Genomic DNA, 13989 nt, shown 5'->3' with positions numbered 1-13989 from the left:
ATAACTCTCCTTATTTTTTATTTTTGTGAAGTGATCCCACGATAGAAAGGATAGGATAAATTTACTTGGCAACTGTTTTTCGCTTTATTTCAATTCCGTAGGAAAACAGTTACCTTTGTATTGAACACACTTGGCGCTCTTTTTTTGAGAGAAAACTCAGGTAGGTAACATTAGCTGATGAAGTAGAAGCAATCCTATTACTTAGTGTAAAATCTTGAGAATTCTCAGCGTTTTTATGTTGAGATCTATCAGTTGCTATGTTCTTTTTATTAGTTATATGACTAATTTTTGTGTGTAACGTTTCCAATTTTTTTGACCTTGAATGAAATACTTTATAATTTTGTTGACTTGCTTCATTTGTTTGATTTCTCTTAAATTCTATTGGAACGGCTGGATCATTTAAGACTTTATTTAAATATTTAATAGAAAGATAGCGGATCTTTCCTATGTATTCTTTATCAACTAATTGAGTTTCTGCTTTTCGCATGATGTAATAATGCCATAATATAGAAAATTGTTGATTATGTTGCTCATTATCGGTTAAGAACGTTTGATAAAATCGCATCCGAAGCTCTTTTGAAGGCCATAGTTTTGGATTGATCACTTTCTTCTCCTTGATTTCGGCAGATGAAATTGGCTTATTGCAATTGTACACAGTCCATTTTAATGCTGTTAACGGTTCAAGTATCGGGCAATTTGTAACACCTGGATAACCACGCATTTCCACATGTAAAGCAGAGGGTTTTTCAACAGCTATCTTTTTTAGTGTTGAAAATATATCAACAGATATTCTCGTCTTTCGATACTCAAACTTAGAATAATAAAGAATATCGCTAAGCATATTTAAATTTTTTTCATCAATTTTAAGCTGGAAGTTCGTAGTCATTGACTCTAATTTATTGATCTTAGTAACAATGTAGTCCTTATTTTTGTGAATGATCAAGCTATATATGTGATCATGAAATAATCTTGTAGTAGTAGAGTAAGAGGGGATGATGACAAAGCTAGTTGGGTCATCCTCTCTTAAATTTTCAATGATGTGCTGAACATCTCTTCTTTTTTTTCCATCATAATAGTCAATGGTCTGTTTAAAAGAGTGTATCAAGTCATTTTTTTTATCTGTTTCAATAAAAAAGGAGTCTTGATCATTTTCGATCATTTTAATCAATTTTGAAAATAAAAATTGATAATTTTCTTTTCCTTTCTTTCCGACTGCTTTGAAGTTGGCAGCTTTTCCTAGTCGTAAAGCCATAGCTAGTATATGGTATTGATCGTTGAAATCAATCATGTATTACCTCCTTTATTTTCTATTGTAAAAGTTTATCATTCGTCACTTTTACATAAGCACCTTCTTTTACACCTTGCAGAAATAATGATTCTCTCGAACGATACTTCAATCATGATCTGTTATTACTATGATTTGACATATGAACGATCATTCATGTATAATAACTTATGAAGAGATAGTCATATGTTTAGTGAGGAGGGACTTGAAATGAAAAGTTATCAATTAGAAGGTTTAGATTGCGCAAATTGTGCGATGAAAATCGAAAAAAAAGTACAAGCAATACCTGGCGTAAAAGAAGCATCAGTCAATTTTGCGACTGGAAAAATGATGATCGATGCAGACAAAGCGGTCATTGAAGCGATTGAAAAGCAAGCAACAGAAGAAATCCATCGATTAGAACCAGAGGTCAAAGTAATCGAAGTGAAAAACCAGATAAGTGAAAATCATGAACCAGAAAAAGAAAATAAAACAGCGTTGTTACGTATCATCATAGCGTCACTTAGTTTACTTTTATTGTTTTTATGGAAGCCTGCTGAGCCAATTCGTTTCGTTACTTTTTTCGCCATTTTTGTTCTTATCGGCTTTGATGTGATCAAGCAAGCGTTTGTCAATATTCGTAAAGGACAAGTGTTTGATGAAAACTTTTTAATGTCGATTGCAACGATTGGTGCAATGATGATCGGTGAATATCCAGAAGCCGTCGCAGTCATGTTATTTTATCAGATTGGGGAGTATTTCCAACATTTTGCGGTCGATCAGTCTCGTCGGTCCATTCGTGAGTTGATGGCGATCCGACCGGAAGTTGCTCATGTGATCACTGAAAGCGGCTTGGTAAATAAGCTACCAGAAGAGGTGCAGATCGGTGAGTCGGTCATGGTCAAACCAGGTGAAAGAATTCCTTTGGATGGAACGATTTTGAAGGGACAATCCCTCGTAGATACATCTGCATTAACAGGAGAATCATTGCCTAAAGAAGTGATGAGTGGGGAAAATGTATTAAGTGGTTTTATCAATAAGACCCATCCTTTAACCATCGAAGTAAAAAAGAACTATGAAAATTCGACCATCAGCAAATTATTAGAACTAGTGGAGACAGCAAGCAGTAAAAAGGCACCTGCTGAAAAATTCATCACTAAGTTTGCTCGTTACTATACGCCGATCGTTGTTGCTTTAGCTGTTCTTTTAGCAACTGTCCCACCCTTACTTTATGGAGGAGATTTTTCTGAATGGATCTATCGAGCATTGACATTTCTAGTGATCTCTTGTCCATGTGCATTGGTCATTTCTGTTCCGCTTAGCTTTTTCGGAGGAATCGGTGGAGCGAGTAAACAAGGGATACTTGTCAAAGGTGGAAATTATCTAGAACTTTTAGCTCGTACAGAAACAGTGGTATTTGACAAAACAGGTACCCTGACAAAGGGTGATTTTGCCGTACAAAAAGTTGTTTCTACCATCGACGAGAAAGCATTTATGAAATATGTTGCGAGTTTAGAAAATCTATCGACACATCCAATCGCTAAGGCGGTCATGGATACCTACAGTGGCCCTTTATATGAAATTGAAGAACCTGCAGAAATCGCTGGAGAAGGAATCAACGCACAGGTCAAGGGACAAGAGGTACTTGTCGGAAATCAAAAATTATTGGCTCGCTATGGAGTCGAGCAACCAGAGAATCATGAAATAGGAACATTGATCTATTTAGCGATCGACAGTCAGCTCATGGGCTATTTAGTTATTGCGGATACGATCAAACCAGATGCAACATTTGCTATCGAGACATTGAAAAAAGTCGGCGTCAAAAAGACAGTGATGTTGACAGGTGATGCCCAAAAGATTGCGGAACAAGTCGCAAAAGAGGTCGGAGTCGATACAGTCTATAGTGAACTGCTTCCAGAAGATAAGGTAGAAAAATTAGAAGCATTGATGAGGGAAACGACTCAGAAAACTGCCTTTGTCGGTGATGGGATCAATGATGCACCGGTATTAGCTCGAGCAGATGTGGGAATCGCCATGGGTGGTTTAGGCAGTGATGCAGCCATTGAAGCAGCCGATGTCGTCATCATGAACGATGAGCCATCAAAACTTGCGGAGGCGATTCAAATTTCAAGAAAAACATTGAAAATCGTCAAGCAAAATATTGCGTTTGCTATTGGAGTAAAAGTAATCGTATTGGTTCTCGGAGCTATTGGCTTTGCTTCTATGGGAAATGCAGTCTTTGCCGATGTGGGTGTGACCCTGATAGCAGTTTTAAACGCCATGCGTGGGCTATCTGTCAAAAAAGTCAAATAAACAGTCAAAAAAGCACCGTTAAACCACAGAAATCATTTATTTGAGGACTGTGGTTTTTCTGTGATTAAAATAACTGGAAGATTTTAATTGTTCTGAAAATTCCAAAATAGTTAGAAAATACTTCTTGTTTGTGCGCCTTTAGATTAGGTATTAGAGGATAAAATGAAAAATAAATGTAAAAACAATGTGTTTTACCTAAAATAATCCACAAATAAAATAACGAAGTGTTGTAAACATTATGAAAATTGAATATGATAGTCAATGAATAATTATTAAATATTTATAAAGGAGAAATCAGATGAACGAAAAACAACTGCGCTGGTTTACAGTAGCGTTGATTGCATTCAACATGGTCTGGGGTATGGGGAATGTCGTCAATAACTACGCGCAACAAGGAATCTCAGTAATCACTTCATGGTTATTGATCCTAGCTATTTATTTTATCCCCTATGCACTGATCGTCGGTCAATTAGGATCAGCATTCAAAGATAGTAAAGGGGGCGTTAGTTCTTGGGTAGAAAATACTACTTCGAATAAACGCTTAGCTTATTATGCTGCTTGGACTTACTGGGTCGTGCATATTCCTTATTTAGCACAAAAACCGCAAGCAATCTTGATTGCTGCTGGGTGGGCAGTCCAAGGAAATGGCGATATCGTCAATACGATGTCCGTCCAAATGGTCGCAGTTATCTCATTGATCATTTTCTTAGCTTTCTTGTATTTATCAACTAAAGGTTTATCTACGTTAAAAGTTATCGGTGGTTTAGCAGGTACAGCAATGTTTGTCATGTCATTATTATTCATTTTACTTGCTGTTACTGCGCCATTCATCAATCCAACGATGGAATTTGCGACAGCAAATATGAACCAAGTCAAAACGTATATTCCTAAGTTTGACTTTAGTTACTTTACGACTGTTTCGATGTTAGTCTTTGCTGTAGGAGGCGCTGAGAAAATCTCTCCTTATGTTAATTCTACACGTAATCCCGCAAAAGAATTTCCAAAAGGGATGATCTTTTTAGCAGCGATGGTCGGTATCTGTGCTGTTTTAGGTTCTGTGGCAATGGGTATGTTATTTGCAAGTGATAATATTCCTAAAGATTTAATGGCAAACGGTGCGTACAGTGCCTTCCAAATCTTAGGTAACTATTATGGTATCGGTAATGCATTGATGATCATCTATGCATTGACGAATATGGTCGGTCAAATTTCTGCCTTGGCATTTTCTATTGATGCGCCATTGAAGATCTTGTTAGCCGATGCAGATCCAGAATTTGTGCCGAGTTGGTTACGTAGACGTAACCGTAAAGGAACGTTGGTCAATGGTTATATGTTAACTGGTATCTTAGTCGGTATCATCATCCTATTACCGATTATTGGTATCAAAGATATGAATGAATTAGTTAAATGGCTGACGAACTTAAATTCAGTCGTTATGCCAATGCGTTACTTATGGGTATTCCTAGCCTATATGATGTTGAACAAAGCATACAAAAAATTCACGTCAGAATATAAGTTCGTGAAAAATCCTAAAGTTGGATTCATCTTTGGTGCTTGGTGTTTTGCTTTCACTGCGTTTGCATGTATTTTGGGAATGGTACCAAAAGTGGAATACGCTGCTGATCCACAAGCTTGGTGGTTCCAATTGATCTCAAATATCGTCACACCGATCATTTTGATTTTACTAGGTATGATCTTACCAGCAATCGCGCGTCGTGATAATAAGAAAAATCCATTGAAAGAACCAGTTTCTCAACTCTAAAATAAGATTTGACCGAATCAGTCCAACGATTGGTTCGGTCTTTTTTTGCGTTATTAAGAATAAGAGGTAAAATAAAAAGATGACCATTCGAAGGAGGACAAAATGAAAATAATGATTATTGGACAGTCGGGTGCAGGTAAGTCCACACTTGCAAGAAGCTTACAAACAACGTCAGGAAGCCCTCTTTTAGCACTGGATCGTTTATGGCTAACAACGGACTATGGAAAAGCAGCCAAGCAGTGGTTGTTAAAAGAACAGGAAAAATTTATGGCTGAGAACAAGGATTGGATCATCGAAGGAAATTATCTATCGATTGCAAAAGATCGAATTGAACAAGCTGACTTGATCCTGTTACTTCGCTTGCCGAGACATATCGCGATGTATCGTGTGGTCAAACGTTCGATCAAACGAAAATTAGATAAAAGTACCCGTCCAGATGTTCCAGAAGAATTTATAGAAAAATTCGACAAAGAATATTTGGACTTTTTACTTTTTGTTTGGCGTTTCAAGAAAGATAGGGAACCCTTAGCAATCAAAAAAATCTATGAACAAGGAGCAGAAGGAAAATTAGTCATTTTGAATGGTCCGCGACAGCAAAAAAAATTTTTAGAGCAATGGCGAAGTAGAAGTAGTTGACACTTTTCGTTTACAAGTGTAATCTGTATTTAGAATTTAAGTTTACGTTTGTAAACGAAGAGGAGAGTGATACATATGGAAGAAGTGAAAAAGCCAATCAAAATCAGTGATTCAGAATGGGAGATCATGCGTGTCATCTGGACATTAGGAGACACCACTGCCCAAGAAATCACACAGATCCTTTCTGAATCAATGGGCTGGAAAGCAGCAACAGTCAAAACATTATTAGGACGACTTGTCAAAAAAGAAGCGATTTGGACAGAACAAGAAGGAAAAAAATTCATTTATCATCCAGCTGTGTCTGAAACAGATACCGTGCAAAGTGCCGCAGAGAATCTATTCTCACATATTTGTGCGAAGAAAATCGGCGAGACGATTGCAGATCTTGTTTCAGAAGCAACTTTGACACAAGCAGATATCGACCAAATCATGGCAGAATTAAAGAAAAAAGAGCCAGTAACAACTATCCAGTGCAATTGCATTCCAGGACAATGTCATTGCCATCAAAACAACTAGGAGGAAACCAGCGATGAAAACAAAAGTAACGATCAAAGGAATGAGCTGTAAACATTGCGTTGCACGAGTGGAAGAAACGGTCAATGCACTACCGGGTGTTAAAAAAATCAATGTCAACTTAAAAAAAGAGATTGGAACTGTGTCATTAGATGAAACAGTGATCCAACCATCAACGATATGTCAAGCAATCAATGATTTAGGCTATCAAGCAGAGGTGGTTTAAATGGAGCATCCAGCTAAAAAAGACACACTCGTGATTACTGGAATGACTTGTGCAAATTGTGCTGCACGAATCGAAAAAGAGTTGAATGAACAGCCCGGTGTATTATCTGCGACTGTTAATCTGGCAACAGAAAAAGCGACGGTCAATTATCAGGAAGTATCAATCGAAGAACTGATCCAAAGTGTTGAAACCATTGGTTATGGTGCGATTTTATATGATGAGGCACATAAGCAAAAAATTGCAGAAGAAAAGCAAACTTATTTAACAAAGATGAAGCGAGATGTCATCATAGGTGCTATCTTGACGCTTCCTATGATGATCGCGATGATTGCAATGATGTCAGGCTTTCATGGAACGCTTGTCCATTTTTTCCATGATCCATGGGTTCAACTGATTTTAGCAATCCCTGTCCAGTTTTATATTGGTTGGCGCTTTTATGAAGGAGCGTATCATGCCATCAAAACAAACGCACCCAATATGGATGTATTAGTGGCAATCGGTACGACCGCCGCATTTGCGCTTAGTGTATACAATGGTTTTTTCAGTACACATTCATCGGACTTATATTTTGAAAGTAGCAATATGATCATCACACTGATTTTGTTAGGAAAATATTTGGAACACACAGCCAAAAGTAAAACCGGCGATGCCATCAAGCAGTTGATGTCTCTTCAGAAAAAAACAGCACAGGTCATAAAAAATGGTGAAGAAAAGACCATACCAATCGAGGAAGTAGAGATTGGGGATATTTTACTCGTCCGACCGGGAGAACAAATCCCAACAGATGGGAAAGTCATCAAAGGGGATAGTGCGATCGATGAAGGAATGTTGACTGGAGAAAGTGTGCCAGTTGAGAAAAAAACGGGAGATCTACTCTTCGGCGGAACCATCAATTCCACAGGGATTCTTGAAATGACGGTGACCCAAGTAGGAAAAGGAACTGTCCTCTCACAAATCATCCAAATGGTGGAAGATGCCCAAGGAAGTAAAGCACCGATCCAAAAAATTGCTGATAAGATTTCTGGTATTTTTGTACCTATCGTTTTAGTCATTGCTTTCTTTACCTTAATAGTCACTGGACTCATCAGTGGCAACTGGGAACTGGCAGTGATCCATAGTGTTTCAGTGTTGGTTATTGCTTGTCCTTGTGCGTTAGGACTAGCGACACCAACTGCGATCATGGTTGGTACAGGATTAGGCGCACGAAAGGGTATTTTGATCAAAGGCGGCGAGGCATTAGAAGCTGCAACACATCTAGACACGATCCTTTTAGATAAAACTGGTACGATCACACAAGGTAAACCAGTGGTCACAGACGTTATTGGTGACGAAGAAGTGTTAACGATCGCCACCACATTAGAGCAAGGCTCAGAGCATCCTTTAGGCAAAGCCATTGTGACTTATGGAAAAGAACAGGCGATCGCGACTTTGCCTGTGGTTCAAGCAAAAGCACATCCGGGTGCTGGGATCAGTGGGGTAATCGATGGAAAATCTTATTTTATTGGTACGAGAAAACGACTAGTGGAGCTGAACGTTTCATTTGAAGCGTATCAAGAACAAGCGTTACAATTAGAACGACAAGGAAAAACCGTGATGTTTCTTGCGGATGATAGACAAGTATTGGGTATGATCGCTGTGGCTGATCAGATCAAAGACCACGCACGATCAGCAATCCAACAATTACAAGCCCAAGGATTGGCAGTTTATATGGTCACAGGGGACAATCAATCAGTTGCAACGACGATTGGACAAGAAGTTGGTATTCCAAAAGAACACATCTTTGCTGAAGTATTACCTGATGAAAAAGCAGGATATGTCGAAAAATTGCAAAAAGAAGGAAAACAAGTGGGAATGGTCGGTGATGGTATCAATGATGCCCCCGCCTTGGCTTTAGCAAATGTCGGTATCGCCATGGGGAATGGCACCGATATCGCCATGGAAACAGCAGATGTAACGTTAATGAATAGTCAACTCTCGTCGATTGGACAAACGATCGAACTTTCAAGTGTGACCTTGAAAAAAATCAAACAAAACTTATTTTGGGCATTTATTTATAACACGATCGGCATTCCATTTGCTGCGTTTGGCTTATTGAATCCAATCATTGCCGGAGGAGCGATGGCCTTTAGCTCAATCAGTGTGTTACTCAATTCATTAAGTCTAAACCAAAAAATGAAGAAATAAACGGTTCAACAAAGGAAAGGACAGAATGAAAATGAACGAGCAAAAAAAACAAACGATGCACGAGCATCATCATGATGAAATGAAGCAACAAACGAACATGACACACCATAAAATAGATCATACGAGTATGGACCATACAAAAATGAACCACGAGAGCATGGCACATGAGCATCACTCAATGGACCACAGTTCAATGGACCACAGTTCAATGGACCATAGTTCAATGGATCATCATGACCATATGAGCGGCGGGATGGATCATTCGATGCACATGGGAAATTTTAAACAAAAATTTTGGTTGTCCTTGTTGCTAGCGATTCCGATCATCTTGTTTTCTCCCATGATGGGCATGGAATTTCCCTTTCAAGTGACTTTCCCTGGCTCTGATTGGCTCGTCTTGATCCTGGCGACCATCTTGTTCATCTATGGCGGACAACCTTTTTTAAGTGGCGCTAAAACGGAATTGAAACAAAAAAGTCCAGCAATGATGACCTTGATTGCTATGGGGATCAGTGTCGCCTATGTTTATAGTGTCTATTCTTTTATCGCAAATCTCATCAATCCCCATACTCATGTGATGGACTTCTTCTGGGAATTGGCGACGTTGATCGTCATCATGCTATTAGGGCACTGGATCGAAATGAGTGCCGTTTCTAATGCAAGTAATGCGTTACAGAAATTAGCAGAATTATTACCGGAAACGGTCAAACGATTACGAACAGATGGGACAGAAGAGACGGTTTCTTTAAAAGAGGTCAAAGAGTGCGATCATTTAGTCGTTCGAGCAGGAGATAAAATGCCAACGGATGGGAAGATCCTGAAAGGTGAAACGATCGTGGACGAATCTGCCGTAACTGGCGAATCCAAAGGGGTCAAAAAGCAAACATCTGATCCAGTGATCGGTGGTTCGATCAATGGAGACGGCACTATTGAGATCGAAGTGACTGGAACTGGTGAAAATAGCTATTTAGCCAAAGTCATGGATATGGTCCGTCAAGCACAAGGTGAAAAGTCAAAACTAGAATCTTTGTCTGACAAAGTAGCCAAATGGTTGTTTTATGTCGCATTGATCGCCGGTCTATTGGCATTTGTTGTGTGGCTCTTTTTAACCGATTTACCAACTGCTTTAGAACGGATGGTCACCGTCTTCATTATTGCCTGTCCTCATGCGTTAGGTTTGGCGATTCCTTTAGTTGTTGCACGTTCGACGTCGATTGCTGCTAAAAATGGATTGTTGCTCAAAAGTCGTCGCGCCTTAGAACAAGCCAATGAGTTAGATGTCATCATGCTGGATAAAACAGGTACGTTGACGGAAGGGAAATTCACCGTCACGGGTATCGAAAGCTTAGATGATGATTATCCTCAAGAAGAACTATTGAAATATCTAGGTGCCTTAGAAGCAAACGCCAATCATCCTTTGGCCATTGGGATCATGCGTTATTTGAAAGAACAAAATATTTCTCCTTATCAAGCAGAGAATCAAAAAAATCTTTCAGGGGTTGGCTTAACTGGCACAGTAGCAGATAAAAATGTAAAAGTAGTCAACGAAAAAGAAATCAAACGTTTAGGACTTGAAATGGCGAAGGAACGATTAACTCCTTACGAAGAACAAGGGAATACAGTCAGTTTTCTATTGATCGATGATCGTTTAGTGGGATTAGTGGCTTTAGGCGACATCATCAAAGCAGAAGCAAAAACCTTTATTCAAAGTCTCAAAGAAAGAAATATCACTCCGGTGATGTTGACTGGTGACAATCCACATGCAGCAGAAGTGGTCGCACAATACTTAGGTATCGAAGAGTATTATGGCGGACTTTTACCAAATGACAAGGAAGATATCGTCAAACGTTATCAGGAACAAGGGAAAAAAGTCATCATGGTCGGTGACGGAATCAACGACGCCCCAAGTTTAGCACGTGCGACGATCGGGATGGCGATTGGAGCAGGAACCGATATTGCGATCGACTCAGCGGATGTGGTTTTGATCAACAGTGATCCAAAAGATATCTTGCATTTTTTAGATCTAGCCAAACAAACGAGAAAGAAAATGATCCAAAACCTATGGTGGGGAGCTGGTTACAACATTCTTGCCATTCCTTTGGCAGCAGGGATTCTTGCACCGATCGGGATTTTGTTAAGCCCAGCGATTGGAGCTGTCTTGATGTCATTGAGTACTGTAGTTGTAGCACTGAATGCGTTGACATTGAAGATCAAAGAATGATCATTTTTAGTAAATAATTATTGAATAATGAGTGAATATGACTATGTCAATGCGGTCGGGACAGAAGTGTTCAGTCTCAAGAAATAAGGCGCCAGCCACGAAAATTGTTTTTCAAATTTTTGTGGCTGGCGTCTTATTTCCGAAGAAGTTACTTCTGTTCCTGCCGTTTATCCGGTTTTAGGTGGTGGGAGAGAACGAAGGGCCCACTTCTTTTTTTGTCGTTGGTATGATTTACACAAACGAGAGACTTTGGATTAATTTCTGGTTAATTTTGTAAATTAGTAAAATAATAAAAATAAAAAATATTTCTTTGCGTACTTTATATAAGAGACATTTTCAGAGTATTGATGAACCACTCTGGAAAAACTATTGATAGAGTGAGGTTAAGCAATGAATTGGCAAACATTATTAACAAAAAATGCACAGAATATCTTTTTACTGATCAACCAAATGAAAGATCTGAGATGGAAGAAAAGCGACTTAGCAAAAAGGATGGATGTCGATGTCAAAACGATCGATCGTTATTTGAAGCGATTGAAATCAGAGGATTATCCCTTAGAACTAGCGTATGACAAAAAAGAAGTCCAACTGGTTTACCACCAAGCATACAATGAACCATTTCTTTTGTTTGAATTTTTGATCCGATCGGATTCGTTTTGTTTATTACGGGATCTGATTTTACAAAGAGAATACTCCTTCGAATACGATCGTTCCGCACAAGAACGATTAAAAAAATGGCTAGGGGATTATCATCTTTCTTTTTCCTACAAAAAGCGGCAAATCTATGGTTCTGAACGGAAAATCAGATATTTACTTTTTTGTTTTCTCAAAGAGTTCCCAACTTTTTTTAAAGAAGACCATGATCAAACATTTTCAGAACTATTCATCCAACTTCTAGACCAACGTCCCAAACATACAGATATTGAGATTTTTACAAATCATCAATTGTTCTTCTATGAGATTTTTCCAGAACTACTCTTTCGCTCTGAACAAAAGCTTCCGACAAAAGAAAAGAATTATCGGGCTATCCTGCGACTGAATAGCCATTTGATCACAGACAAGCGGTGGGAAAGAATCGAAAAAACCTCCGTCTATCAAAAATTATCGATCGTTACTGAAAAATTAGATTCATTATTTTGGTTGACGAATGATTTTGAAAGTTCCAACAAAAAGAAAATAACAAGAGTACTATTCCAAGAATGGTTAAAATATTCAATTGGTCTTCATGATCGCTTTATCCATGAAGAAGCTGTTGCCTACCAAGCATTAGCAGACACGATCCCTAATTTTATTGAAAAATCAAACCAGTTTCGTATCGCTTTGCAACAAGCTTTGTTTCAGCCAACAACCGATTGGGCAAGGATGTTGCTGAAATTATTAAATGAACGAGGCTATCTGGAGATGTATGCACCGGAAGTCAAAATCGTGTTCTTTTTTCGCTATGACCATGAAGAAGCTAGACGACTTGCAGCAATTTTAGATAAAACGTTACGTCATCGCAAACGCACATCGATCCACGTATGTACCAGGAGTAAGCCACCTAGTTATGCTCAACTTGTCATCACAGACCACTTTTTTTCTGCTAGTCTCACTAATGATCAGAAAACTTATTTTTATCAAGACTCACTTGGAATCGAAAAACTATTATCAGACATCGATTATTGGATCAACACAAAGATAACTTTTACGAGTAAACGAATCATCGAACGCTAGAATATGCTATAATGGACTGGAAAAACAAAGGGGGAAAATCCATTGGAATTAAAGAAACTAGAAGTACCTACATCTTCGATTACAGAAGTGAAAAGATCGCCGATGGATGTGTTTGACCAAGCTAGAAAAGCTGAAACAGGCGTATATATTTTTAATCGTGAAAAAGTTGCTGGTGTGATGTTGACCCAAGAGCAATATGAGACGTTGTTGCAAGAATTAGCCACGCTTCGCCAACTCGTTGCGACAGAAACAGAAGAGGCAAAAACAAATGGAACTGGGACAAACGAACCATTCACAAAAAATCGCACGGCCATCGTATCCACTTCTGAATCGTTAGATGAATTGGTTAGCGCCTTAAAACAATATTTAGTTACAGGTGTATCTATCTCTGCTAAAAATCTTGATGAACGAATGGTGGCATTGGGATTCATCACGAAGAAAACTGGTTTTGGCGGGGTTGTTGATATGCTCAATGAATTAACAGAAACGGGTAAAATCAATTACCAATTAAGGAAAAAACCAAATGGTAAAATCGTGATCGCAGAGATCATCGGTGAACAAGATAGTCAATCCCAACTATTCGATAAGCTGATCATAAAAAAAATCTATTTACATGAAATATAAAAAACTACGAAGTGTTGCCTTGATTGCTTCGCTAAACATTGAACCTAGGCCAAAAAGAATATAAAAATAAAAGTAAAGCCCTCTAATGACCACTAGCCGTCTCTGGGGGTTTTACTTTTATTTTGCTATCTAAAAAAGTGAACGCTTATTTTACTTGCTTATGCGAATAGGCAAATATACTACCCCAAAAGATCCCTAATAACTGTGGAAATAAGTAAATACCAGCGAGTAATAAGATGATCTTTTCAGGGGAAAAAGGATGATATAAAAAATGCCATTCAGTACATTTAGCAAAACATAAATAAGAGGTGATCGCAGAACAAAGATTGCCAAGAACCAATGTTCCTAAACGATTGGCTCGTCTCAACGTAAAACCAAGGAAAAAAGCCCAAAATATCAATAGTATAAATAGGATGACTGAATGATAATAATAATCAAAAAGTAGAGCAAGATAAAAATAAGGCACACACATCAATAAGTAGATTGTTTTTTTTATGTAGAATAATTGCAAAGGTCCATTCCTCCAAGTCAGT

At 38.4% G+C, this 13989-nt stretch carries 11 protein-coding genes; 9 read left to right on the top strand and 2 right to left on the bottom strand.

All coding sequences use genetic code 11. The features are described from left to right. Positions 1-109: 109 nt before the first annotated feature. Positions 110-1288 carry a hypothetical protein gene (locus IGI79_RS09370; protein ID WP_438845892.1) on the bottom strand — a complete coding sequence of 393 codons (1179 nt, stop codon included), beginning with the start codon at positions 1286-1288 and terminating at the stop codon, positions 110-112. 207 nt (positions 1289-1495) lie between these two features. Here IGI79_RS09370 and IGI79_RS09365 point away from each other — a divergent pair, with 207 nt between their 5' ends. The 9 genes from IGI79_RS09365 to IGI79_RS09325 all read left to right on the top strand — a co-directional run bounded on the left by IGI79_RS09365 (position 1496) and on the right by IGI79_RS09325 (position 13456). Next, complete coding sequence (locus IGI79_RS09365) at positions 1496-3577, top strand: heavy metal translocating P-type ATPase (RefSeq protein WP_438845891.1); 2082 nt, start codon at positions 1496-1498, stop codon at positions 3575-3577. 298 nt (positions 3578-3875) lie between these two features. After that, a complete protein-coding gene (locus tag IGI79_RS09360; RefSeq protein ID WP_019723076.1) occupies positions 3876-5339 on the top strand; it encodes an APC family permease in 1464 nt (487 codons plus the stop codon). A gap of 102 nt (positions 5340-5441) precedes the next feature. Further along, a complete protein-coding gene (locus tag IGI79_RS09355; RefSeq protein ID WP_438845890.1) occupies positions 5442-5975 on the top strand; it encodes a topology modulation protein in 534 nt (177 codons plus the stop codon). Positions 5976-6050: 75 nt separating this feature from the next. Next, positions 6051-6491 carry a CopY/TcrY family copper transport repressor gene (locus IGI79_RS09350; protein WP_019723074.1) on the top strand — a complete coding sequence of 147 codons (441 nt, stop codon included), beginning with the start codon at positions 6051-6053 and terminating at the stop codon, positions 6489-6491. Between the two features lie 13 nt (positions 6492-6504). Continuing rightward, positions 6505-6714, top strand: a complete 210-nt coding sequence (gene copZ, locus IGI79_RS09345) for a copper chaperone CopZ (RefSeq protein ID WP_438845889.1) — start codon at positions 6505-6507, stop codon at positions 6712-6714. Next, positions 6715-8898, top strand: coding sequence for a heavy metal translocating P-type ATPase (locus IGI79_RS09340; RefSeq protein WP_438845888.1), 2184 nt, complete (start codon positions 6715-6717; stop codon positions 8896-8898). Between the two features lie 157 nt (positions 8899-9055). Next, positions 9056-11119, top strand: a complete 2064-nt coding sequence (gene copB / locus IGI79_RS09335) for a copper/silver-translocating P-type ATPase CopB (RefSeq protein ID WP_438846069.1) — start codon at positions 9056-9058, stop codon at positions 11117-11119. Positions 11120-11509: 390 nt separating this feature from the next. Continuing rightward, positions 11510-12832 carry a hypothetical protein gene (locus IGI79_RS09330; RefSeq protein ID WP_438845887.1) on the top strand — a complete coding sequence of 441 codons (1323 nt, stop codon included), beginning with the start codon at positions 11510-11512 and terminating at the stop codon, positions 12830-12832. A 42-nt stretch (positions 12833-12874) separates the two neighbouring features. Then, on the top strand, positions 12875-13456 hold the full coding sequence (locus IGI79_RS09325) for a hypothetical protein (RefSeq protein ID WP_010734993.1): 582 nt from the start codon (positions 12875-12877) through the stop codon (positions 13454-13456). 145 nt (positions 13457-13601) lie between these two features. On the opposite strand, the gene IGI79_RS09320 is transcribed toward IGI79_RS09325, so the two are convergent. Continuing rightward, positions 13602-13967, bottom strand: coding sequence for a hypothetical protein (locus tag IGI79_RS09320; protein WP_438845886.1), 366 nt, complete (start codon positions 13965-13967; stop codon positions 13602-13604). Between the last annotated feature and the right edge of the window lie 22 nt (positions 13968-13989).

Origin of the sequence: Enterococcus sp. AZ084 (genome assembly GCF_051714905.1) — a bacterium.
In the GTDB taxonomy this organism is placed as follows: Bacteria; Bacillota; Bacilli; order Lactobacillales; family Enterococcaceae; genus Enterococcus_B; species Enterococcus_B pernyi.
Note: the sequence above shows the minus strand (reverse complement) of the source record. Positions and strands in the feature narration are given on the sequence as shown.